This is a genomic window from Bittarella massiliensis (ex Durand et al. 2017), from assembly GCF_001486165.1.
GTDB classification, from domain to species: Bacteria; Bacillota; Clostridia; order Oscillospirales; family Ruminococcaceae; genus Bittarella; species Bittarella massiliensis.
Genome location: NZ_LN908977.1, coordinates 1,063,691 through 1,086,599, shown reverse-complemented (window position 1 = coordinate 1,086,599; position 22,909 = coordinate 1,063,691). Strand labels below are relative to the sequence as shown.

24 protein-coding genes are annotated in these 22,909 nt (G+C 61.9%); 15 read left to right on the top strand and 9 right to left on the bottom strand.

All coding sequences use genetic code 11. The annotated features are described in order from the left end of the window. Positions 1-33: 33 nt before the first annotated feature. Positions 34-240 (bottom strand): hypothetical protein, encoded by a 207-nt coding sequence (locus BN3266_RS14000; protein WP_154669083.1) that lies wholly within the window; start codon positions 238-240, stop codon positions 34-36. Between BN3266_RS14000 and BN3266_RS12025 the strand changes: the two genes are divergently transcribed. From BN3266_RS12025 to BN3266_RS12010, 5 genes are all read left to right on the top strand, one after another. Continuing rightward, positions 230-1,039 carry a sporulation initiation factor Spo0A C-terminal domain-containing protein gene (locus tag BN3266_RS12025; RefSeq protein ID WP_059005306.1) on the top strand — a complete coding sequence of 270 codons (810 nt, stop codon included), beginning with the start codon at positions 230-232 and terminating at the stop codon, positions 1,037-1,039. The two genes, BN3266_RS14000 and BN3266_RS12025, sit on opposite strands and share 11 nt — an antisense overlap. 620 nt (positions 1,040-1,659) lie before the next feature. Then, entirely contained in the window at positions 1,660-2,475 is an 816-nt protein-coding gene (locus BN3266_RS12020; protein WP_082671830.1) for a sporulation initiation factor Spo0A C-terminal domain-containing protein, read from the top strand. Positions 2,476-3,013: 538 nt separating this feature from the next. Continuing rightward, on the top strand, positions 3,014-3,910 hold the full coding sequence (locus BN3266_RS13995; protein WP_154669082.1) for a hypothetical protein: 897 nt from the start codon (positions 3,014-3,016) through the stop codon (positions 3,908-3,910). Next, on the top strand, positions 3,811-4,383 hold the full coding sequence (locus tag BN3266_RS12015) for an ATP-binding protein (RefSeq protein WP_059005304.1): 573 nt from the start codon (positions 3,811-3,813) through the stop codon (positions 4,381-4,383). The genes BN3266_RS13995 and BN3266_RS12015 overlap by 100 nt, the downstream gene beginning before the upstream one ends. 131 nt (positions 4,384-4,514) lie before the next feature. After that, on the top strand, positions 4,515-4,724 hold the full coding sequence (locus BN3266_RS12010) for a DUF6514 family protein (RefSeq protein WP_021659338.1): 210 nt from the start codon (positions 4,515-4,517) through the stop codon (positions 4,722-4,724). A 911-nt stretch (positions 4,725-5,635) separates the two neighbouring features. Here BN3266_RS12010 and BN3266_RS12005 read toward each other — a convergent pair. After that, positions 5,636-5,881: a hypothetical protein gene (locus tag BN3266_RS12005; protein ID WP_044992476.1), complete on the bottom strand. Its 246-nt coding sequence runs from the start codon at positions 5,879-5,881 to the stop codon at positions 5,636-5,638. Positions 5,882-6,084: 203 nt separating this feature from the next. Between BN3266_RS12005 and htpG the strand changes: the two genes are divergently transcribed. From htpG to BN3266_RS11990, 3 genes are all read left to right on the top strand, one after another. Next, positions 6,085-7,992, top strand: a complete 1,908-nt coding sequence (gene htpG / locus BN3266_RS12000) for a molecular chaperone HtpG (RefSeq protein WP_059005303.1) — start codon at positions 6,085-6,087, stop codon at positions 7,990-7,992. Positions 7,993-8,194: 202 nt separating this feature from the next. Further along, complete coding sequence (locus BN3266_RS11995) at positions 8,195-8,659, top strand: pyridoxamine 5'-phosphate oxidase family protein (RefSeq protein ID WP_059005598.1); 465 nt, start codon at positions 8,195-8,197, stop codon at positions 8,657-8,659. Continuing rightward, on the top strand, positions 8,656-8,907 hold the full coding sequence (locus tag BN3266_RS11990) for a VOC family protein (protein ID WP_242861775.1): 252 nt from the start codon (positions 8,656-8,658) through the stop codon (positions 8,905-8,907). The genes BN3266_RS11995 and BN3266_RS11990 overlap by 4 nt, the downstream gene beginning before the upstream one ends. A gap of 236 nt (positions 8,908-9,143) precedes the next feature. Here the strand turns inward: BN3266_RS11990 and BN3266_RS11985 are convergent, their stop codons facing one another. Beyond that, positions 9,144-9,836 carry a DUF2238 domain-containing protein gene (locus BN3266_RS11985; protein ID WP_059005302.1) on the bottom strand — a complete coding sequence of 231 codons (693 nt, stop codon included), beginning with the start codon at positions 9,834-9,836 and terminating at the stop codon, positions 9,144-9,146. A 284-nt stretch (positions 9,837-10,120) separates the two neighbouring features. Further along, complete coding sequence (locus BN3266_RS11980; RefSeq protein WP_044992470.1) at positions 10,121-11,194, bottom strand: 6-phosphofructokinase; 1,074 nt, start codon at positions 11,192-11,194, stop codon at positions 10,121-10,123. A 291-nt stretch (positions 11,195-11,485) separates the two neighbouring features. Here BN3266_RS11980 and BN3266_RS11975 point away from each other — a divergent pair, with 291 nt between their 5' ends. Genes BN3266_RS11975 through BN3266_RS11965 form a run of 3 tightly spaced genes read left to right on the top strand, consistent with a single transcriptional unit; the run spans position 11,486 to position 13,246 of the window. Then, on the top strand, positions 11,486-12,271 hold the full coding sequence (locus BN3266_RS11975; protein WP_021659330.1) for a threonine/serine exporter family protein: 786 nt from the start codon (positions 11,486-11,488) through the stop codon (positions 12,269-12,271). Continuing rightward, positions 12,268-12,741, top strand: coding sequence for a threonine/serine exporter family protein (locus BN3266_RS11970; protein ID WP_242861774.1), 474 nt, complete (start codon positions 12,268-12,270; stop codon positions 12,739-12,741). The genes BN3266_RS11975 and BN3266_RS11970 overlap by 4 nt, the downstream gene beginning before the upstream one ends. A 16-nt stretch (positions 12,742-12,757) precedes the next feature. Next, positions 12,758-13,246 (top strand): hypothetical protein, encoded by a 489-nt coding sequence (locus BN3266_RS11965; RefSeq protein ID WP_059005301.1) that lies wholly within the window; start codon positions 12,758-12,760, stop codon positions 13,244-13,246. A gap of 72 nt (positions 13,247-13,318) precedes the next feature. Here BN3266_RS11965 and sigG read toward each other — a convergent pair whose 3' ends face one another. The 5 genes from sigG to sdaAB all read right to left on the bottom strand — a co-directional run bounded on the left by sigG (position 13,319) and on the right by sdaAB (position 17,907). Next, positions 13,319-14,092 carry an RNA polymerase sporulation sigma factor SigG gene (gene sigG, locus BN3266_RS11960; RefSeq protein WP_044992518.1) on the bottom strand — a complete coding sequence of 258 codons (774 nt, stop codon included), beginning with the start codon at positions 14,090-14,092 and terminating at the stop codon, positions 13,319-13,321. Between the two features lie 167 nt (positions 14,093-14,259). Next, a complete protein-coding gene (locus BN3266_RS11955; protein ID WP_059005300.1) occupies positions 14,260-15,066 on the bottom strand; it encodes a glycerophosphodiester phosphodiesterase family protein in 807 nt (268 codons plus the stop codon). A 222-nt stretch (positions 15,067-15,288) separates the two neighbouring features. Next, the gene (locus tag BN3266_RS11950) at positions 15,289-16,236 is read right to left on the bottom strand and encodes a glycerophosphoryl diester phosphodiesterase membrane domain-containing protein (RefSeq protein ID WP_059005299.1); all 948 of its coding nucleotides are present in this window, start codon (positions 16,234-16,236) and stop codon (positions 15,289-15,291) included. Between the two features lie 111 nt (positions 16,237-16,347). Further along, on the bottom strand, positions 16,348-17,220 hold the full coding sequence (sdaAA, locus tag BN3266_RS11945) for an L-serine ammonia-lyase, iron-sulfur-dependent, subunit alpha (RefSeq protein ID WP_021659310.1): 873 nt from the start codon (positions 17,218-17,220) through the stop codon (positions 16,348-16,350). Between the two features lie 15 nt (positions 17,221-17,235). Next, on the bottom strand, positions 17,236-17,907 hold the full coding sequence (sdaAB, locus tag BN3266_RS11940; RefSeq protein WP_059005298.1) for an L-serine ammonia-lyase, iron-sulfur-dependent subunit beta: 672 nt from the start codon (positions 17,905-17,907) through the stop codon (positions 17,236-17,238). Between the two features lie 292 nt (positions 17,908-18,199). Between sdaAB and BN3266_RS11935 the strand changes: the two genes are divergently transcribed. From BN3266_RS11935 to BN3266_RS11920, 4 genes are all read left to right on the top strand, one after another. Continuing rightward, the gene (locus BN3266_RS11935; RefSeq protein WP_021659307.1) at positions 18,200-18,490 is read left to right on the top strand and encodes a YlmC/YmxH family sporulation protein; all 291 of its coding nucleotides are present in this window, start codon (positions 18,200-18,202) and stop codon (positions 18,488-18,490) included. A 143-nt stretch (positions 18,491-18,633) separates the two neighbouring features. Further along, the gene (gene rpsB, locus BN3266_RS11930; protein ID WP_044992446.1) at positions 18,634-19,359 is read left to right on the top strand and encodes a 30S ribosomal protein S2; all 726 of its coding nucleotides are present in this window, start codon (positions 18,634-18,636) and stop codon (positions 19,357-19,359) included. A 109-nt stretch (positions 19,360-19,468) separates the two neighbouring features. Beyond that, complete coding sequence (gene tsf, locus BN3266_RS11925) at positions 19,469-20,377, top strand: translation elongation factor Ts (RefSeq protein ID WP_021659305.1); 909 nt, start codon at positions 19,469-19,471, stop codon at positions 20,375-20,377. A gap of 1,378 nt (positions 20,378-21,755) precedes the next feature. Then, entirely contained in the window at positions 21,756-22,868 is a 1,113-nt protein-coding gene (locus tag BN3266_RS11920; RefSeq protein WP_044992445.1) for a nucleoside 2-deoxyribosyltransferase, read from the top strand. Positions 22,869-22,909 lie beyond the last annotated feature (41 nt).

The window sequence follows — 22,909 nt, the reverse complement described above, 5'->3', positions numbered from 1 at the left end:
CGATTGGTTTGTCTTGGGTTAATGCTACCCCCCTCAGGTGGTTTTGTCAACGAGTCGTTTGGAGGGGCGATTCCTAAATTTTCCACTATTTTTGACAAGATTTTCTGAAATTGCTAAACTGACAGCATAGTTTTTTTTGCCTTCCGCCTGTGCGGCAGGCCATTTCTCGCCCGACGGCTCGACCGCGGGCAGGGTCAAAAGAGAATATGTGATTGGGGGAAACAGGACAATGGACGACAAGATCAGCCTCCTCATTGTAGAGGACGAACCCGCAGAGCAGGCGGCTTTTGCGGAGTGTTTGCAAAACGAGTGCCAAATCGAATTGGTGGGCATCACCGGCAGCGAGACAGAGGCCTTGGCCCTGGTGGACAGTTACCGGCCCGACGTGGTGATCCTCGACTTGGAGTTGCAGGAGGGCGACGGCCTGAGCCTGACGCCCGCCCTCACCGACCCGAGCCGGCCCTATTCTCCCTACGTCCTGGTGACCACCCGGACGGAAAACCGCCACACCCTCGATATGCTGCGGGATGCCGGGGTCGGCTTTATCTACGACAAGAATATCGAGCGCTACGGCCCCGACCAGGTGCTGCGCGGCGTCAAGCGGATGGGGAGCTTTCTCAAAGGCCGCCGCCTGGGCCGCTCGGGCGAGGCGGCCGCCGAAAAGGAGGCGGCCAAATTGCGCCGGGAGCGGCTGATCGAGGAGTTGAGCGCCGAGATGGAGGACATGGGCCTCTGCCGCAGGCGGAAGAACTGCCGCTGTCTGGTGTGGGCGGTGTACTACCAGTTGCAGCACAGGGAACCCCTCTCCCTCGGCAAGGAGCTCTATCCCATGGTGGCAAAAGAGCTGCACTGCGAGCCCGACAATGTGGAGCGCAACATCCGCTCCGCCATCGAAAAGGCGTGGGACGTGAGGAACGAGCGCCTCGACCTGGTTTACGCGCGCTTCCCCCTCTTGGTCAAAAAGAGCGGCAAACTCCCCACCAATAGCGAGCTGATCGAGGCCTTTGTGGTGCGGATGCGGCGCAAGCACGCGCAGTAAAAAAACGCTGTTTGGTGGAGAAAAAATATGCCCTCTGTCATCTGCTGGATGTCTATCCCTCCCACTTGGTAGGGGTATGATAGACGCGAACGATGGCGGCGGGAAAAAGCCATCCATTGGGGATAAAGCGCACTGTGAATTGTCCCTGTAAACACATGGGGAGAAAGGGGGATGCGGTCACTGCCCGAGAGGGGAGCGCCCAGCCATCGCCAGTGTCCCCCTATTTGCCCTCCACAGGCCCTTTTACAGCTTGTTCAGGAGAAACCCTTTGGAGAGGAAAGAGGGGCGATTCCGCCCAAAAGAGGGGGCCTACTCGCTCCCCTTCTCGGGCGCGGGTGTGCCCTGCCGTACCCTCCGGGCGATAGCTACACAGCCCCCCTCTTTGTGGGGTGTTTGGCCCGCCCATCCATCCCGGCTGTCTACATAGATACGCAGGGCCGCCGGGAAAATACCCGGTATTCGCCCCCTGCATGCTGGCTGGCGCGGATAGGAGGTGGGATGTGAGCGCTTTCCCCCGCGGTTTGGGGCTGACGGAGAGGGGGAGCATTGATTCACCAGTTTCAAATTCGCCCTGCGGGGCGCTATAAGAGAGGAAAAACAGGAAACGGAGAGAGGAAACGATGGAAAATAAGACAAGGCTTATGATCGTGGAGGACGAACTGGAGGAGCAAAACGCCTTTGTCGAGTACCTGCGCGGGCAGGAGGAAATCGATTTGGTGGGGATCACCGGCAGCGCCGCCGAGGCGCTCAAGTGGAACGGCCGCTACCGCCCCGACGTGGTGATACTGGATTTGGAACTGGGCGAGGGGGAGGGCTGCGGGCTGGACCTGGCCCCCGCCCTCGCCGCGCCGGAGCAGCCCCACAACCCCTATGTCATAGTGACGACCAAGGTCACCGACAAGAACACCCAGGCCTACCTGCACAACTATGTTGGCTATATCTACGAGAAGCGGCTGCAAAACTATGGCCCTGAGCAGGTCATCGGCACGGTCAAGCGAATGGGCCGCTTTCTGCGCGGTCGGCGGCTGCGGCAGCAGAGCGGCGGCCCGTCGGTCATGCCCTGCCCGGGGGAGGAAGAATCCTTTGAGGAGCGGCTGCTCGACGAGATTTTCCGCGAGTTGGAGTGCATGGGGCTTCGCCGCGGGCTGATGGCCGCCCAGTGCACGGCCTGGGCCACCCTCTATCACTACCAGTACAAGGGGGACGGCAAGCAGCTCTTTACCAAAGACCTCTATCCAAACGTGGGCAAACAGGTGGGCTGCAAGTGGCACAGTGTGGAGCACAATATCCGCAACGCCATCAAAATTGCCTGGATGCCCGCCAACTTTGAGCAGACAGGCATCCGCTTTCCCCACCTGGTGAAGGCCAGCGGCGCCATTCCGACAAATGCCCAATTTTTGGATGCGTTTGTCGCCCGGCTGCGAGAGCGGCACTGATTGAGCGGCATTTGGGGAAATTTAGAAAAAGAGCAGAAAAACATATTTTTCAATAGGCTTTAACAGGCACAAGGGGCTGCGGGGAGAATCATCTCTCTCCACAGCCCCTTGTGTTTGTTTGGATAAAAATACTCGTTTCAGGTTATAAAATCCCGCTTGCCGGCCGAGAATCTTTCGACAGAAAGTTCGCTGGTGTATAATTAATAAAAAGTTTACAATCAAGCCATTTCCCGTTTTTTATTTTTTCAGCTTTCGTCATGTATCGACAGTTGACGACAGAAATGCCCGACCAATCTCGAGGTCGGCTCCCTTCTAACCGTGATAGATTGCGCGTGGAGAGTCTCCAAGCAACTACGGAAGAAGGGAGGGCGTGACCGTGAGTTTTTGGGAAGCATTTCTGGATTGGATCAAAGGGTGGCACTAATAAGCGGTGTGAGTAGAGGAAAGGGGATGAGTCAATCCCCTTTTTCTCATAGGTTTTCGCTATGATAGGCATGATGATGTCCTTTATACAATTTCAAAAGAGGAGAGTGAAGTCATGCTGAAATACATTTTAGCGATTAAGTTTGCCACTATTTTTGCGCAGACAAACCTGTTGTACTACGAGCTTGAGAAAATACCCATAACCAGGCACAGAAAGATTATTGAGACTATCATCATTTCTCTTGTGTCTACGGCGGCAATTGCGCTGATTGGAGATTTTGCCTTGTCACCTTTGGTTGGCCTGGCGTTTGTTGTGCTAATCAGTATTTACCATTCCCGCACAAAGCATCGAACAATTATTACGTCTATTTACTGTATCTTTGCGTTATATGCTGTTGGAGTAGTTGCCAGTGGCTTATCAGGTGATGTAGTCATGATTGCTCTTTACATCATCCAGTCAGGATATTACAGAGATGTTGTGACTGTTTGTGCGATTATCCCTCGCTTGATTACTTTTGTTATCGTGGTGCGGATGTGTTTTCCTAAAACACCTAAAAGCATGGTTACAAATCGCTTTTCCAAGCGTTTCAATGCAATCTCTTCAGGAATTTGTATTACAATCTTTTCGATGATTGCTGTTGTAAAAATGGACCACACCATTTTGGCAGAGTATGCGGAAGGTTTTATCTTGGGATATGCCGTTCTTATCGTAGCAATTATGACGGTTAAAATGGCAGAGACAAAAGAAGACGAACTCAACAAAGAGCTGGAGCGCCGCGAAGCTGTGCACAGGGACCACAAGGAGAAAGATATTCTCCCATCTGTTGCGGTGAGCCTTGTCAAAATGAGAATGGCGCTCGCTGAATACGATGTCGAACTCGCCGAGAGTTTCGCCCCGACGAGGCCGAGGTCTTGCAGTTGGCCAACGAAAAGGCGGAGGAGATCCGTGACCGCATCATCAACGGCTACGAGCCGCCGGACACCGGCATCTCCACCCTCAACAACACCTTGAAAAACCATGCGGCGATGGCAGCCAAAGAGCATGTCCTTTATCGGGTCGTCGTCTTTACGAGGGTCGAGTCCTTGCTTCACTTTATGAAGCTGCGCGAAGTGGTCCGCCTGATTGGCGACCTCTCGAGAAATGCCATCCGCGCGGCGGGCGCTGCTGCCAATGGTCACGGCGCGGTAGAGGTCTATCTCGGCTTCAACGAGTATGGAGATTACGAAATCTGCGTCTATGACAACGGCCCCGATTTTCCGCCGCACATCTTGGCGGCACTGGGAGAATTCGGCAACACCACCAAGGGCAAAGACCATGGGTTTGGATTGGCGGATACCGTCAAGCTTCTCGACGACTACGGTGGAGACTTTGAAGTGGTAAAGTTGGAGGACGACCCCGAGTTTACCAAGTGTGTCCGGGTCACCCTCCCGGAGAAGCGTTCTCAAAAAAAGAACAGGGGTGGAGCAGCCCTGACAACCAAATAGGCGCGTCTCACCACCCGGGCGCACCTCGGCCCAGCGGCCCGCCCTTCGGCAAAAAGCCGGGCGGTCACTGACGACGGGGGAAGGGGGCAAGCGACCCCTCCCCCAAAAATGAAAGAGGAAGTGCAATCGATATGAAGACCTACACGGTTAACCAGACGGAAATTTGTATAGAGGGCATCACCCGCACCACCTACGGCCTGACGGGGGAGACAGTGGAAATCAGCGACATTTCCCTTGACCGCGAAAAGGTTGAAGCGTTGGCAGAGCGGTGTAGCCGCCTGGAGGTGAGCGAGTGCCACCTGTATGACATCGTGGAGGATTCTTACGGCTTGCCCCTCTGACAGAAGGGACGCTCTCTGTGAGAAAACGCGCACAAAGGGCGCAAAAAACAAGCGATTCCCTGCCTTTTATTCGTTTGCAGTGTGCTGATGGGCCCTAACCAGATACCCATTGGCGCAGGCAAAAAGGACCCGAGAAGAGGGGCTCATCCTCCCTCTTCCCGGGTCCTTGCCTTTTGGGGGGATAAAGGGGCCGCAAGCCCCTCACTGCGCCCCTCCTTACAGCAGCCATTTTGTCCGCCATCCCCTGTTGCCGGGCGGCGCAGGGGCGCTGCCGTCCAGACGGGGAGGGGAGGGGGAGGAGTGGGCATATTTGCAAGGTCGTTTCCCGCGCGCCTCTCCGTCCCCGCGCGCCTCTCCATCCCCGCGCGCCTCTCCGTCCCCGCGCGCCTCTCCGTCTCCGCGCGCCTCCCCCCTCGCCCACCGCCCCGTCTCCGCCCGCCCCTCCGCCTGTCTCTTATACACATCTAGATGCGTATAAGAGACAGCGTCATGATTGCTCGTTACATCATCCCGTACGGCTATTCAAAGTACGTCTCCCGGATGAAGGAGGGGCAGGAGCCGTTCGAGTACGCCTGCGCCGACTCGGTGGAGAAGGCCGCCAACCGGCCCCAGACCGAGTATGTGCGGGACAAGGGGCTGTCGCTTATATGCGCCTCTCCATCCCTGTGCGCCTCTCCGCCCTCGCGCGCCTCTCCGCGCCCGCGCGCCTCTCTATCCTCGCGCGCTTCTCCATCCCCGCGCGCCGGAAAGGCAGCGGTGTCCCCCTGCGAACAGGCGGTCTTCCGCTCGGCACTGTTCCATCCTCGCGCTTCGGAAAGGCAGCGATGTGCGGCGGCAGGGGGTCCCACCCCCCAAAAAAAGAGGCCCGGAAAGGGGAAAAATCCCCCCTTCCGGGCCTTTTGTTTTCTCTGTTATCGCACGAACCAGCGGTTGCCGCAGTTTTGGCAGACCGCCTCGGTGTGCACCGTGTTTTTGACCTTTTGGTTGGTCACCGCGGGGATGATGAGGATCAGTCCAAAGGTGCAGATGGCCAGCAAAATCCAGAAAAACCAGCCGATGCACCCCCGGTTCTTGATGGTGGTGTGGTTGACGGCTTGCACGGTGACGTGCTCGCTCCCACAGCGGGGACAGTACACGATGGCTCCCTCCTTCTTCATCGTCCTCCCGGCGGCCCTGCGCCCTCGACCGGGTGCCTTCACACTAGCACAGCGCTGGAAAAAATGCAAGGGCGGCCGCCGCGTTTTCCCCCCTCCGCGAAAATGTTCACAATTTGTACATTGATTTGCCGGCGGTTGTGCGCTATCCTGTTTTTAGCACTCGTATACAAGGAGTGCTAATTTTGCGAGAGGTGATTGAGACCATGGCGAAAAAACAGTTTAAGGCCGAGTCCAAACGGCTCCTCGACTTGATGATCCACTCCATCTACTCCAACCGGGAAATCTTTCTGCGGGAGCTCGTCTCCAACGCGTCCGACGCGATCGACAAGCTGTGCTACCGCAGCCTGACCGACGAGGGGGTCGGCCTATCCCGGGGGGATTTTGAGATCCGCATCACCCCCGACAGGGAGGGGCGCACCCTCACCGTGTCCGACAACGGCGTCGGCATGGACAAAAAGTCCCTGGAAGAAAACCTGGGCACCATCGCCCGCAGCGGCTCGCTTCAGTTCAAGCAGGACATCGCGGGGCAGGAGGGGGCCGACGACACCGACATCATCGGCCAGTTCGGCGTGGGCTTCTACTCGGCCTTTATCGTCAGCGACAAGGTCACCGTCATCTCCCGCGCCTACGGCGAGGAGACCGGCTACAAGTGGCAGTCCTCCGGCGCCGACGGCTACACCATCGCCGAGTGCGAGCGCGCCACCCCCGGCACCGACGTCATCATGCACCTGAAGCCCGACACCGAGGACGAGCAGTTCGGCGAGTTTTTGGAGGAGTACCGCCTGCGCCAGTTGGTGAAAAAGTACTCCGACTACATCCGCTGGCCCATCAAGATGCTCTGCCACAAGACCCGCCCGGTGGAAAAGCCCGAGGGAGAGGAGGCCGACGACCAGGCCCCGGCCTACGAGAGTTACGAGGAGGACGAGACCCTCAACAGCATGGTCCCCATCTGGCACAAGCCCAAGGGCGAGGTCGGCGAGGAGGACTACGCCGCCTTTTACAAGGAGAAGTTCGGCGACTACCAGGACCCGCTCAAGAGCATCCGCGTCAGCGCCGAGGGGCTGACCGCCTCCTACGAGGCGCTGCTCTTCATCCCCGCCCGCACCCCCTACAACTACTATTCGGCCGACTATGAGAAGGGGCTGCAGCTCTATTCCAGCGGGGTGCTCATCATGGAGAAGTGCGCCGACTTGCTGCCCGAGCACTTCCGCTTTGTGCAGGGGGTGGTGGACAGCCAGGACATCTCGCTGAACATTTCCCGGGAAATGCTGCAACAGGACCGCCAGGTGCGCACCATCGCCCAGAGTTTGGAGAAGAAAATCAAGCGGGAGCTGTCCAAGCTGATGGAGGAGGACCGGGAGAAGTATGAGGCCTTCTTCGCCCAGTTCGGCCTGCAACTCAAATACGGGGTGGTGGGCGAGTACGGCGCCCACAAGGACCTGCTGGCCGACCTGCTGCTGTTCTACTCCTCCACCGAGGGCAAGCCGGTCACCCTCAAAGAGTACGTCTCCCGGATGAAGGAGGGGCAGGAGCACATCTACTACGCCTGCGCCGACTCGGTGGAGAAGGCCGCCAACCTGCCCCAGACCGAGTATGTGCGGGACAAGGGGTGGGAGGTGCTCTACCTCACCGACGAGGTGGACGAGTTTGTGATGCAGGTCCTCCACGAGCAGGACGGGCACGAGCTCAAGAGCGTCAGCGACGCCGACACCGTCAGCGAGGAGGAGAAGAAGGCCGCCGAGGAGGAGACCAAGGCCCACGGCGAGCTGCTGGACTTCCTCAAAGAGGCGCTCAAGGACAAGGTCAGCGACGTGCGCATCTCCCCCAAACTGGGCAGCCACCCGGTGAGCCTCACCAGCGAGGGCGGCGTCACCCTGGAGATGGAGAAGTACTTCGCCCAGATGAAGATGGACGAGGCGCCCAAGGCCCAGCGGGTGCTGGAGCTGGGGGCCAGCCACCCCGTCTTTGCCAAGTTGGAGGCGGCCTACAAGGGCGACCGGGAGCGCGCCGAAAAGCTGGCGCTGCTGCTCTACGAGCAGGCCTCCCTGATTGCCGGGTTCCCGGTGGAAAACCCCACCGCCTACACCGATCTGGTCTGTGAACTGCTGTAACTTATAATAGAAGAGAGCCGATTGGCCGGACAGCGCCCACAGGGCCTGCCCGGCCAATTGCTTTTCCGCCGCCTTTGTGTTACCATGGGCCAAAAGAAAAGGGGGCGGGACCTGTGAAGCGGGGCGGTTGTGTCGTGCATTGTGTACTCTACCCCACAAGGACAGCCCGCAAGGGGGTCCGCAGAGAGAGGGGAGAGGAATGATGGCCGATCATTTTCCCCAGGCGGCCCGAGAGGTGATGGAGGACCGCTTTGGGCGGGACACCGTTCTCTCCCTGGCGACGGTGGGGGAGGGGGGCCCCGCGGTGCGGCTGGTCAACGCCTATTACGAGGACGGGGCCTTTTATGTGATTACCCACGCCCTCTCCGGCAAGGTGCGTCAAATCGAGAGAGACCCCGCCGTTGCCGTCTGCGGCGAGTGGTTCACCGCCCGCGGCAGGGGGGAAAACCTGGGCTGGCTGGGCAGGGAGGAGAATGCGGAGCTGGCCGCCCGGCTGCGCCGTGTCTTTGCGGACTGGTACCAAAACGGGCACCTGGACGAGGGCGACCCCAACAGCTGTATCCTGTGCATCCGGCTGGACAGCGGGGTGCTGATGAGCCATGGGACCCGCTACGACATTGATTTTGCAGCCGCTCGGGCGGCCAAAGAGAGGGGATCGAAGAGATGAAGCGCGCAATGATGCAGGTGTATGTCAAGGGGAGCGACGAGGCCGTGCCCTTTTATCAAAGGGCCTTTGACGCGGAGTTGATCAGCAGCTATCAAAACGGGGACGGCACCTATTACCACTCGGAACTGGCCTTTGAGGGCCAGGTGTTGGCGGTGGCGGGGAGGAGCGGGTCACAAGGGCCTACGACACCCTGCGGGAGGGGGCGACCCTCCTCATCCCCCTGGGGCCCTGCGAGTACAGCCCCCTGATGGCCGACCTCATCGACCGCTACGGCGTTCGCTGGTGCCTGTTTGTGTAAAAAAAGACCCCTGCAAAAGAGAGAGCGGGCGGGGACCGAAGCTGCATTCGGTCCCCGCCCGCTCTCCTGCGGTTTTGCCCTATCTTCTGCGGCTCCCCATGCCGACGGCGCCCAACACGGTGACGCCGATGCCGCACAGGGCGGTGCAGATGCCCAGCACAAAGGCCACCACTGAAAGTCCCTTTCTCATTCTTTTTCACCCCCTTGACCGGCCGCCCGACGGGGGGCCAGATTGTACTGATAAAAGGTGTCGAAGGCCCCCATCAAGGGGCCGGAACGGCGGTTGTCGCGGCGCAGGTACCAGTGGGCCAACACCCCCACAAAGAGCAGGGTGCCGACCATGCAGACGATCATGTCCTGCATGGTGTCGCCCACCCCGGTGCTGAGAACAAGCTGCGGGTCGGAGCCGTCGATGCAGCTGACAGTGTACTCGCCGATTTCCCACAGGCCCGCCACCGCCATGCTCACCGCGAAGACGAAAAGACAGCACAGCGGCCCGTCCTTTCGGTCGATTGCCCGCCCGGGCTTGAAAAAGTAGAAGCAGCAGAGGGCGAGAAAGGCGACGAACACCCCCGACAGGGTGTGCATGGCCTTGTCGTAGTAGGGGATGTTGTAGTGGGTGATGGTGATGCCGATGGTGTGGGCCAAAAAGATGAACAGGTAGACCCAGAAGTTGAGCTGGTGGCAGGTCTTGAGCCGGAAGATGCGAAAGACGAGGGTGGGCAGCAGGAGCAGCGGCAGCCCCAGCAGCGACTTTTGAAAGAGGTAGCTGTCCCCGTCGCGCAGCAGGTAGGTAAAGGCAAACCCCAGGTGCAGCGCCACGATCGCCGACACAAAGATGCGGTTGACGAGGGCGAAGGTCTGTTCGCGTTTGAGCAAAAAATCCCAACCTTTTCGTGTGAGTTTCGGCCGCCAAGCGGCGGTATTTCCCATCTAGTATAGCAGGGAAAGGGGGAAAATCCACTGGGATTTTGTAAATTTTCCCGGTTGGGGAGGGCGGGAAGGGGAAGGGCGTCTCGAAGGCGCCGCGGGCCGCGCGGTTTGGGAAAAGGGGTCGGCGCGGATAGATGGAACGGCAAACGCATCCGACCTCGATCGTGCCGTCCCCGAGAAAAAGGGCGGGGGGACCTGCCGGTCCGCCCCGCCCGATGGGCTTTGCCTGTCTAGTCGCCGAAGCTAATGCCCAGGGCCCTGGCGGCGGAAATCTCCTCGCAGTCCACCGGCACGGTCTTGAGTTTGCCGGCCACCTCGCTCAGGGGGACCGGCACCACCTTGCCGTCTTGCAGCCCCACCATGTTGCCGTACTTCTTTTCAATAATCAGTCGGCCCGCCGCCGCGCCGAAGCGGGTCGAGAGCACCTTGTCGTAGGCGCAGGGGCTGCCGCCGCGCTGGAAGTGGCCGGGGATGGTGACCCGGATCTCCTGCCCGGTGCGCTCTTCCAGTTCCCGCGCCAGCCGGTAGGAGACGGAGGGGTCGCTCATCTGGGCGCGGGCGGCCTTGAACTCCTTCTTCGAGAGCTTGGCCTCCTCCTTGGAGAGGGCGCCCTCGGCCACCGCGAGGATGGAAAAGCGCTTGCCCGCCTGGTTGCGCCGCTCGATGACCTTGGCGATTTTGTCCACGCTGTAGGGAATTTCGGGCAGCAAGATGACGTCGGCCCCGCCGGCGATCCCCGCGTAGAGGGTCAGCCAGCCCACCTTGTGGCCCATGACCTCGACGATGAAGACCCGCCCGTGGGAGGTGGCGGTGGTGTGGATGCAGTCGAGCACGTTGGTGGCGATCTCCATGGCGCTGTGAAAGCCAAAGGTCATCTCGGTGCCCCAGAGGTCGTTGTCGATGGTCTTGGGCAGGGTGACCACGTTGAGCCCCTCCTCCGAGAGGAGGTTGGCGCTCTTGTGGGTGCCGTTGCCGCCCAGGATGACCAGGCAGTCCAGCTTCATCTTTTTATAGGTCTCTTTCATGCGGGCGACCTTGTCCACGTCGTTCTCCACCACCCGCATCCGCTTGAAGGGCTGGCGGGAGGTGCCTAGGATGGTGCCCCCCTGCACCAGGATACCCGAGAAGTCGGAGGGTTTCATCAGGTGGTAGTCGCCCTCGATCAGGCCGCGGTAGCCGTCGCGGATGCCGTAGATCTCCACCTCTTCGCCGTACTCCTCGTACAGGGTCTTGGCGACCCCGCGCAGGGCGGCGTTGAGCCCCTGGCAATCCCCGCCAGAGGTGAGCATGCCGATTCGTTTCACGTTCCTTGCCCCTTTCCGTCCGCCCGGCTCTCCCGGCCCGCCGGGCGCAGTTTACTGTAAGTCCAGTATAGGGCAATTTTTCCCAAAAGGCAACGAAAATACCCGGTTGCGGCCGGTCAAAGAGGGGCTTTGTGGGGTTTTCACAAAATCGGGCGGGGGGCTTTGTCGCCGTTTCCCACAGGGGCGGGGCACGGCAGAGAAGGGGCGCGTCATTTTTCTTGCTTGTCTGCCAAAAATATGGTATAACCAGTGTTCAGATGGTGCGCGCAGGCGCGGCAAGGGGGAGAGCACATGCAGTTGACCGAGGGGGAGATGCCCCAGTTCACAGAGCTGCTGTTGGAAATATCCGGCGGCCTATTGGCCTACGGGGCCGAGGTCTATCGGGTGGAGGAGTCGCTTCAGTACATCGGCGCGGCCTACGGTTTGGCGGGGGCCGATGTGTTTGCCATCCCCTCCCACGTCATTCTCACCCTGCGGCTGGCGGACGGCAGCGCCCACACCCAGAGCAAGCGGATCTTTGACCGGGCCACCGACCTGGACAAGGTGGACCGGCTGAACGCCCTCTGCCGCCGCATCTGCCGCGACCGGCCCGGCTGCGCCGAGATCCGGCGGGAGCTGGACGAGCTGCGGGCCCGCCCCACCTACCCCCTGCTCTGGCAGGTGGTGAGTTACGGGGTGGCGGCCTGCGCCTTTGCCCTCTTTTTCGGCGGCTCGCCCTGGGATGCGGCCTGCGCCTTCCTCGTGGGGGCGCCGCTCAAACTCCTGGCCGAGGGGATGCGGCGGCTGCGGGGCAACGCCTTTTTCAGCAACCTGGTCTGCGCCCTCTTCGGGGCCGCCTCGGCCCACCTGTTGGCCCTGGCCTTTCCCGCCCTGCACCCGGACGCCATCATCATCGGGATGCTCATGACCCTGGTGCCGGGGATCGTGTTCACCAACGCCATGCGCGATTTCATGGCCGGCGACTGCATCGCCGGGATGATCAAGTTGACCGAGGCCATCCTCATCGGGGCGGGGATCGCGGTGGGGGTCTCGGTCTCGCTGGCCGTATTGCGGCCTCTATTGGGGGTGGCGGCGTGAACGGGAGCTATCTGCAGTGCCTGTACGTCTTCATCGCCTGTTTGGGCTTTGGGGTGATTTTCAACCTGCGGGGGAAAAACCTCGTCTTGGCGGCCCTGGGGGCCACTTTGAGCTGGTTTGTCTACCTGTTGTGCACCGGGGCGGGGATGGACGACACCCTCTGCTACTTTGTGGCCACGGTGGCCATCGCCCTCTATTCCGAGGGGATGGCGCGGCTGCACAAGTCGCCGGTGACCATCTATCTGGTGGTCTCCTTCCTCCCCCTGGTGCCGGGCAGCAAAATCTACTACACCATGGAGTACGGGATGGCGGGGGACACCGCCCGCTTTTTGCAGACCGGGCTGGAGACCTGCAAGATCGCCGGGGCCATTGTGGCGGGCATCGCCCTGGTCTCCTCGGTGGCGCGGCTGACCACCTCGTTTTGGCGGGGGTGGCGGCGGAGGCGGGGCCGGCCGGCCCAGTCCCGCTAGAGAGGGGGGAGAGCGGGTGCAGCAGTTGATTTACCGGATGCCCCGGCGGGGGGCACAGCCCCAAAAGGCCGCCCCCAAACGGCGGGTGGGGCCTGCTTTTGCCGCCCTTTCAGTCCTCTATATCGCGGCCCTTTGGCTGCTCTTCTGCGCCGGGGAAGGGGCTCTCTGCCGCTGGACGGAGGGGCTGGCCGCCACCTGGGGAGAGGGGTCGGCCCTGGGCGGCCTCTTGGCCGGGGCGCCGGCGATACTGGGGGCCCTGGCGCTGGGGGGATACCTCCTCTTTTCCCTGCTGGTGCTGGCGGGGCACCCCCGTGCCCACCGCTGGCTACAGGGGATGGGGGCGGCCTTCTGCCTGCTGGGGGGCTGCGCCCTCCTGCCTTTGGGAGCGGGCGGCTGGCGGGCCCTCTTTCTCCCGCTGGTGCAGAGCGGAGCACTCCTCTGCTTTTTGGGCAGTTACGCCCACATTGCCCGCAAGAAGAGCCGCCGCGCCACCCGGGGCCGCTGATGAGGCCGGATGTGAACCAGAAAAAGGGGCGGGGAAGCCAACAGCTTCCCCGCCCCTTTGCGGTCCGTGTCCCTACAATTCTTTTTTGATTTTTTCCAGGGCGGCCTTTTCCAGACGCGAGATCTGCGCCTGGGAGATGCCGATCTCCTCGGCCACCTCCATCTGGGTCTTGCCCCCCAAAAACCGCAGCGAGATGATTTTCTTCTCCCGCTCGCTCAGGGCCTGAATGGCCGAGCGCATCGAGATCTCGCTCTGCCAGTCGGTGGCGTCGCTGTAATCGCCCACCTGGTCGATGACGAAGAGCATGTCCCCCCCGTCCTGATACATGGGCTCGTAGAGGGAGACCGGGTCGACGATGGCCTCCAGGGCGATGACCACGTCGCTGACCTCCATCCCCAGGGCGGCCGCCAACTCGGTGGTGGTGGGCTCCCGCCGGTGTTCCGCGATAAAGGCCTCCTTGGCCTTCATGGCCTTGTAGGCCACATCCCGAAGTGAGCGGGAGACCCGAATGGGGTTGTTGTCCCGCAGGTAGCGGCGGATCTCGCCGATGATCATCGGCACCGCATAGGTGGAAAAGCGCACCTGATGGCTGGTGTCGAAGTTGTCGATGGCCTTGATCAGCCCGATGCAGCCCACCTGAAAGAGGTCGTCCAGGTTTTCCCCCCGGCTGGAGAAGCGCTTGATGACGCTGAGCACCAGCCGCAGGTTGCCGGAAATCAACTGTTCCCGGGCCGATCGAGAGCCGCTCTCCCGATAGCGGCGGATCAGCTCTTGGTTTTCCGCCTCCTTGAGGACCTTTAACTGCGCGGTGTTGACCCCGCAGATTTCCACTTTGCCACTGTACAAAATGCCCACACGCCCTTTTCTCTTTACGTACAGTGACAGTATGGGCCCGCAAACCCGCCCCCATGCGCCGGGGCGGGTTGGGAAAGGTTGACAGGGTGGAAAACGCCACAGCGGCCCCGCTTTTTGTCAATATAAAAGCGGGGCCGCTGTGGCTAGGGGGCGGGCGGTCAGCCGCCGTCGAGAAATCGCTCGGCCAAGGCGCTGACCCACCAGGAGCGGCCGCCGGCGGCAATGGTGTAGCGGGCCAGGTAGGGGTCGTCGGTGATCACCCCGCTGATTTCCAGGTCCAAGAGGCGGTCGATCTCGCCGCTGTCATTGACCGTCCAGGCGTAGAGGGGCTTTTGGGCGTATTGCAGGGTGGCGGAGAGCATGCCGGTCACAAAGGTGGCCTCCACGCTGAAGGCGTCGGCGGCTGTCATCTCCGCCAGATCGCCGTAGGCGGCAGGGAGGATGTAGACGGTCTGGACCCGCTCGTCGTACGCCTTTACCCGCTCGAGGATGGAGTAGTCCATCGAGGCGATGGTGCAGCTTTTGACGGCGTCGTATTGACGGAGCAGGTCTACGGCGGCCCTCTCCAGCCCCCGCTCGTGGCCGGTGGACTTCAGTTCGATCATCAGGCCGATCTTCCCGTCTGCGCGCTGGAGCATCTCCTCCAGGGTGGGGACGCCCTCCCCGGCAAAGTCTTCCGAGAAGGCGCTGCCCGCGTCGTAGCTGCGCACCTCCTCCAAGGTGACTTCCCAGGTGTTCCTGTCCACCCCGGCGACCCGCTTGAAATTGGTGTCGTGCAGGACGATCAGCGCCCCGTCGGCAGTCTGCTGCACGTCGATTTCCGCTGCGTTGGCTCCGCTCTCAATGGCCTGGTCCAGGGCAGCGAGGGTGTTTTCCGGCGCATAGAGGGCGCCGGCCCGGTGGGCGACCACCTGCACCGGGGCGGGGGCCAGGGGGTCGCGCCAGAGGTTGACGGTGCTCTCCACGTGAAAGATGAGCAGCAGGTAGCCGAGGGCCAGAGCGCCGGCCGCGCGGGCGTGATCAGTTTGTGTTATTTGTGTTGTTCGTGCCGCCCACCCCCTGCACTTTCCCTCTTCGCCGCCGCGCCGTTGTTCCGTGTCGGAGCTTTGGCGATGTTGGTGGGGTGTGCGGGGTGCGTCGGCCTTCGCGGCGGTGTTGGTGTGGGCAGTCGCCTTGGGGTGGATAGACTACATGGGGGGGAGCGGAGGGGGGGGGGGGGGGGGGGGGGCGGGGACCTCCCCCAGCAGCCGGGTGCGAAGGGCCGTCACCAGGGCAGAGGAACAGGCTGCCCCGCCGATGGCAAAGAGGGTGCGCAGCGAGGCGTCCAGGCGGAGAAACTGGTACCAGAAGGTGGACAGGGAGCCCTGGTGCAGGAGCTTCACGTCCCCCAACAGCACCAGGGTGCTCCCCAGATAGCAGAGCCCAGCCAGCAGCAGGACGGCCGCCCCCCAGAGGAGGCCCGCCCCCAACACCCGGCCCTTGCGCCCCGCCAACAGGGCGCAACTGCGGACCCGCGCCTCCCGAAAGGAACGGCCGGTGAGCACCATCTCCGGCAGCACCAGGAGCCAGCGCAAGAGCAGCCAGCACAGCAGGGCCAAAAGCCCCAGGTAGAGCAGGTAGAGGGCGGTCCGTCCGCGGATGAAGTCGAGGATAAAGGAGGGGATCTGGAAGTTGCGCAGCGCAGTCGAGGTGAAGGTGGGGGCCACCACGGGGACCAGCACCAACAGCAAAAAGAGGAGGGGGGCGTTTCGGGGCCGCAGCAGCCGGGTGGCCCGGGCCAGCGCCGCCCGCAGCAGGGCAAAGGGCCCCACCCGCTCCCCCTGCAAGCCGCGCTGACAGCAGAGGATCAGGGCCGTTATCTCAACCAGCACGGAGTAGAAGAGCAGGCAGATAAAGAGCAGGATCAGGGCCACCGACAGCGGGTCCCGCAGCAGGGTGACGGCAGTGGCGGGGGTCAGGTAGGACAGGCCGCACCGCTCCATGGCCAGGGCCAGGAGGTCCTGGGCCCCGTCCATCACGGCGGAGAAGAGAAATTTGTAGGCCAGCTCGAACAGCAGCAGGGAAAGCCCGTTTCTCCGCAGAGCGGTCAGGGCGGTGCCGGCGACGGTGCGGGCAGCGGACGAGCGTTCTCTCAAGCGATCCCCCTCCTCTCGTGCGGCGGTGCCCCCCTGGGCGCAAGCGGACAAAAGGGGGGCTTGCAAAAAGGCCCGGGGAACCCCTCGTCGGGTCCCCGCTTTTTGATTGGCCTACTCCCCGAACACCTGCTTTTTGTAGCGCAGGCCGGTGGGGGTGGTGGCGACGCCGCCCTTGGCGGTCTCCCGCAGGGCCTCGGGGAGCATCCGCCCCACCTTGTACATGGCGCTGACCACCTCGTCAAAGGGGATCATGGAGCGGATCCCCGCCATCACCAGGTCGGCCGAGAGGAGGGCGTTTGCCACCCCCGAGGCGTTGCGCTTGGCGCAGGGGATCTCCACCAGGCCGGCCACCGGGTCGCAGACCAGGCCCATCACGTTTTTCAGGGCGATGGCCGCTGCGTCCAGGCACTGCTGGGGGCTGCCGCCCTGCATCTCGGCAAGGGCGGCGGCCGCCATGGCGGAGGCGGAGCCGCACTCGGCCTGGCAGCCCCCCTCGGCCCCCGAGACGGTGGCGTTTTTGGAGATGATCATCCCGATGTAGGCGGCGGTGGCAAAGCTCTCCAGCAGGGCCTCCTCGCTCGCGTCCAGCGTCTCGGCGGCGGCGAAGAGGGCGCCGGGGACGATGCCGCAGCTGCCGGCGGTGGGGCAGGCCACGATGGGGCCCATGGAGGTGTTGACCTCAAAGCAGGAGAGGGCGTAACTCATGGCCCGGGCCACCGTGTCCCCGCTCAGGGGGGAGCCCTCGCCGCTGTACCGGTAGAGACGGCTGGCGTCCCCCCCGGTGAGCCCGCTGACCGAGGGCACGGGGTTGTGCAGGGTGGAGTGGCAGGCGGAGTACATGACGTTGCGCCGCTTTTTCAGCCGCTTGAAGACCTCTTCCCGGCTGCACTCGCCCACCTGCATCTCGTGGCTGACGGCCACGTCGCAGATGCGCAGGTCATTTTTCTGGCAGTGGTCGGCCAATTCAAAGCCGTATTTGAACATCGCTCGCGCCCTCCCTTAAAAACTCTTGATGGCCAGCACGTCCACCATCTTGTCGATGGCGCGGATGCGCTGGATGATCTCTTCGTCCACCGGGCTGTCCACCTCGATGATGGCGGTGGCCAGCTTGCCCTTCTGGCTGCGGGAGAGGTTGATGGAGACGATGTTGATCCCCGCGTCGGAGATGGCCGAGACCACGTTTTTGATGACCCCCACCTTGTCCTGGTGCTTGGTGACGATGGCCGCGTACTCGCCCGAGATGCTGGTGGCAAAGCCGCCGATGTCCACGATCCGCACCTCGCCGCCGCCCACCGAACAGCCGGTGAGACTGTGCTCCACCCCCTGGTCGTCGGTGAGGACGACCTTGACGGTATTGGGGTGAACCTCGCCCAGGTCGGTGGGGACGAATTCCACGGCGATCCCCCGGCTCTCGCAGATGTCCAGGGCGTTTTTGATGTCGGGGTCGTAGGTCTGCATCCCCAGGATACCGGCGGCCAGGGCCCGGTCGGAGCCGTGGCCCTTGTAGGTCTGGGCAAAGGAGCCGTGCAGGTAGAACACCGCCTTGCGGATGTGCTGACAGAGCATGCCGGCGGCCCGGCCGATGCGCAGGGCCCCCGCCGTGTGCGAGCTGGAGGGGCCGATCATCACCGGCCCCAGCACGTCAAAGAGGCTGGAGGAGGAAGAACTCATAGAGATACCGCCTTTCTCATGTCTGGCGGGCCGGTCCGCCCGCCGCAAAAAAGGGGCGCCCGCCGCGCCCGGAAACCATCTTTATTATGGGGCAAAGGGCGCGGGAAAGTCAATTGCCCACCCGCCAAAAAGGGCCCCCAAAAACTGTTCATAGCGCGCGGACAACCTCGGATGCTGTCTTTTTTGCAGGAAGGGGACGGGCTTTGTCGAATAGAGCGGGCGCGGGGGGGCATACACTGTGGGGAGAGACCGCGCACCGAGACGGTTTGCGCGGGGGAGGAGGAGACCGGCGATGGTGAGCAGTTTTTACGATCTGCGAGACAAGGACGTGGTCAACATTAAAGACGGGGTCAAACTGGGCGAGGTGTGCGATCTGGAGTTTGACGGCGAGAGCGCCCAGATCACCGCCATCGTCCTCTTCGGCAAACTGAAATTCTTCGGCCTGTTGGGCCGGGAGCCCGACATCGTGATCAAGTGGGAGGAGATCCAGACCATCGGCAAGGACACCGTGCTGGTGGACTACCTGGAAAAGCCCGAGATCCGCAAGAAAAAAGGGGCCCTTCTGGACAAATTTTTTGGCTAGATGGGCTTGTCACCTGCCGGAGGGTATGCTATAATACTCCGGTAAAACACACGCCGGGCCTGTGCGGAAGGTTGCGGGGAACGACCCCGTGAGACCGCGCCATAAACCCGGCGGAGGAAACAAAACCTAGGAGGAAAGAAATCATGGCAGTAGTATCTATGAAACAGCTTTTGGAGGCCGGCGTTCACTTCGGCCACCAGACCAGAAGATGGAACCCCAAAATGGCTCCTTACATCTTCACCGAGAGAAACGGCATCTACATCATCGACCTGCAGAAGACCGTCAAAAAGCTCGACGATGCCTACAACTTTGTCCGCAGTGTCGCCGAAGAGGGCAAGTCCGTCCTGTTTGTCGGCACCAAGAAGCAGGCCCAGGAGTCTGTGAAGGACGAGGCCACCCGCGCGGGCTGCCACTATGTCAACGCCCGTTGGCTGGGCGGCATGCTGACCAACTTCCGCACCATCCGCAAGCGCATCGACCGGCTGTACCAGCTCAATAAAATGAAAGAGGACGGCACCTTTGACCTGCTGCCCAAGAAAGAGGTCACCAAGCTCAACCTCGAAATCGAGAAGCTGGAGAAGTTCCTGGGCGGCGTCAAGACAATGGACCGGCTGCCCGGCGCCCTGTTCATCGTCGATCCCCGCAAGGAGAAGATCGCCGTGGCCGAGGCCAAGAAGCTGCACATCCCCATCGTCGCCATCGTCGACACCAACTGCGATCCCGACGACATCGACTATATCATCCCCGGCAACGACGACGCCATCCGCGCGGTGAAACTGATTTCCGGCGCCATGGCCAACGCCTACCTGGAAGGCCGTCAGGGCGAGCAGATGGAAGAGGCCGCTGAGGCCGAGGAAGCCGCTGAGTAATCAGCCCCCATACGCCGAGAAATGCCCGCGCAGGTTGCACGGGCATTTGTGCGATATATTCGCCCCACAAACAGGCATATTTGATCATTCGCATATAGGAGGAAGTACAATGGCATTTACTGCAAAAGACGTAAAAGAGCTGCGTGAGAAGACCGGCTGCGGCATGATGGACTGCAAGAAGGCCCTCACCGAGGCCGACGGCGACATGGAGAAGGCCGTCGAGCTGCTGCGCGAAAAGGGTCTGGCTGCCGCCGCCAAGAAATCCAGCCGGGTCGCCGCCGACGGGCTGGTCTACGCCTATGTCGACGAGGCCGCCAAGGTGGGCGCCCTGGTCGAGGTCAACAGCGAGACCGACTTCGTGGCCAAGAACGCCGACTTCAAGGACTTCGTGGACACCTGCGCCAAGACCGTCATCAAAGAGGCTCCCGCCGACGTGGCCGCCCTGCTGGCCTGCAAAGCCGCCGGCAGCGAGGACACCGTCGAGGCCCTGCTGCGCGACAAGATCCTCACCATCGGCGAGAACCTGATCGTCCGCCGCTTCGCCCGCTTTGAGGGCGAGGTCGTCACCTACATCCACGGTGGCGGCACCCACGGCGTCATGGTGCTCTTCGACACCGACGTGGCCGGGAAAGAGGGCTTTGCCGCCTACGGCAAGGACGTGGCCATGCAGATTGCCGCGGCCAACCCCACCTATGTCTCCAAGGACGAGGTCCCCTCCGACGAGATCGAGAAGGAGAAGGAGATCCTCCGGGCGCAGGCTCTCAACGAGGGCAAACCCGAGGCCATCGTCGACAAGATGGTCAACGGCCGCATCAACAAGTACTACAAAGAGGTCTGCCTGCTGGAGCAGCCCTTTGTCAAGGACCAGGACCTGACCGTCGCCAAGTACACCGCCCAGGTGGCAAAAGAGCTGGGCGGCAACATCTCCATCGTCAAGTTCGCCCGCTTTGAAAAGGGCGAAGGCATCGAGAAGAGAGAGGACGATCTGGCTTCTGAAGTCGCCAAGATGGTGAAATAAGCGGGACCGACCGCGTCAAGAGGGCCCGGGGCAATCTGCCCCGGGCCCTCTTTGCGCGCCGGGGCGCGGACGGGGGAGAGGGGCCGGGCGGATGGGGTGCAGCTGAGCGCAGGTTTAAATGCAGCCGCCGTCCTTCTGGTGGAGAAACCGCGTCGGGTCGCACCTCGCGCGGGGACGTGGATTGAAATCTTCTCCCGCCCTCCAATCTGGTGCTTATACAGCAGGTCGCACCCCGCGCGGGTGTGTGGATTGAAATGGGCGGCGTACCGGCTGGGCCGTATGGCGGGTATAGTCGCACCCCGGATGTATGGACTGAAATAGATTGATAAAGAGAGGGCGGTTTGGTGGGCAATGGTCACATCCCGTTCGGGTGCTGGGGGTTGAATGACTGCCGCGGCGAGGCCAAGGAGCTCGCGGCACCGTCGCACCCTGCGCGGGGACGTAGATTGAAATGCCGCAAGGATTGACGGATGCTGAAGCACCCCTGGGCCGCCCCCGCGTGGGAACGTGGGGGAAACGCCTGCTTTTCCCCATTTTGCCGAGTCTGTTCTGGAGTCGTCCCCTGCGCGAGAGGATAAGTCGAAATGCAGGGGCGATCCCGCAGTTCTAGAGCGTGTCGTGTCGTCCCCTCACACAGGGCGAGTGGATTGAAATCCGCCCGGCGGGGGGCCGATAAAGCGCTGGCCTGGTCTCGCCCTCACGTGGGGGGACATGAACCAAAGTGGTTGCGACCGCGGTCAGGCCCTGACATCAGAAGGTATCCCCCAAGCGGACATGTGGATTGAAATGCCGAAAATGGAAAGCGCGCCGGGCAACGGGAAGACGTCCCCACATGGATGCGCAAATCGAAAGTTGCCAAACAGCCAAATTGGCGCGAAGGCCATCCCGCTCTCCCCCAGGCGGGTGGGTGAATGGCCGCGATGTTATCAGGGCCCATCCCCGCATCGTCCTCGCCGCCTATGGGGGGCACAAATCAAAATCGCCACGAGAAGGGGTGCGGTCAGACATATAGGGGCGCCCTCCGCGCGGGTTTCGCCGGCTGCAAAACCGCGGGGAGGGAGGATGCAGGACAGACACCTGCTTCAAGCGCCGCGGCGAGGAGCGGCCTGTTCAAGAGGGGCGGCGCGGGCCGGCCGCGCGGGGGATTGTCTTTTCGCAGTTTGAGGGACAGCTTCAGAAGAGATAAGGAGTGCGCGCCGCCCTGCAACCGTTTGCCGTAAAAATTTCGCCCGGTTTTTTGTGCGCTGCGACGAGGGCTTTTGTATTGACAAGCCCCGCCCTTTGCTTTACTCTGAAAATAGGTGAAAAATGTCCCAGACACCCCTTGCCCATCGCGGTGGAATTTGGTTCCGCCGCTCTTTTTAAGGAGGAAAAAAGTATGCATCAGTACAGCCAATACCCCGACGAGAGCCTCTACATCGCCGGCCCCGAGTGCTTCTACACCGGCGGCTCCAACTTCCTGGCGGCCATGCGCAAAGAGTCCGAGTTCTACGGCTTCCAGGTGGCCCTGCCCAACGACAAAAAGCTCGATTGGTCGGACACCGAGCCCCGCGACAACGCCCGCTCCATCTTCCAAAACTGCGCCGACAGCATGGCCGTCTCCACCGCCATCCTCGCCGATTTGGAGTCCTTCCGCGGCACCGAGCCCGACGGCGGCACCATCTACGAGATCGGCATGGCCTATGCCCGCGGCCTGCGCTGCTACGCCTACACCCGGGACCTGCGCCCGGTGGTGCACAAGTACCAGAGAGCGGCCCTGAAGGAGGACGGCAAGGTCTACGACCTGGACGGCCGGGTCCTCCCCCACATGGACATCCCCTTTGCCCCCTGCATCGTCGGCTCCTGCAAAATCGTCGAGGGCAAGTACACCGACTGCCTAAAGGCCCTGCGCACCGACCTGGACGAGGAGCGCAAGCACAAGGCCAAACGCCAGACCCCCGCCGTGGACCACAGCGCCGAGGTCACCCTGGAAAAGGGCGACAAGCCGGTCGTCTACCTGGCCGGGCCCGAGCGGTACGACCCCGACGCCGCCGAGAAGTACGCCGCCATGAAGAAGCTCTGCGAGGAGCGGGGCCTGGTGGCCATCACCCCCCTCGACGCCGCCCCCGGCGTGGCCGAAGTGGAGTCCGACGACCCCTACACCAAGGCCTATAACCTCTTTGACCGCTGGCAGCAGCACGTGCGCAACTGCGACATCATCATCGCCGACCTGAGCGACTACCACGGCTTTGAGCCCAACAGCGATGTGGCCTTTGAGTGCGGCATGGCCTGGCAGCTGGGCAAAAAGTGCTTTGCCTACATGCACGACGCCACCTGGATGCGCCAGCGCATCGCCCACTACGGCGAGGACAAGGACAACCGCGACATCTACGGCAACGACGTGGAGAATTTCAACTACCCGGTCAACCTGATGTTCTCCGGCTCGATGCCCGTCTATGGCGGCAAGTTTGAAGAGATCATCGACCAGGTGATGGAAGAGCTGAACAAGTAGTTTTCCCCCTCGGTTTTTCCCGACAGGGCGGAGATATTTAC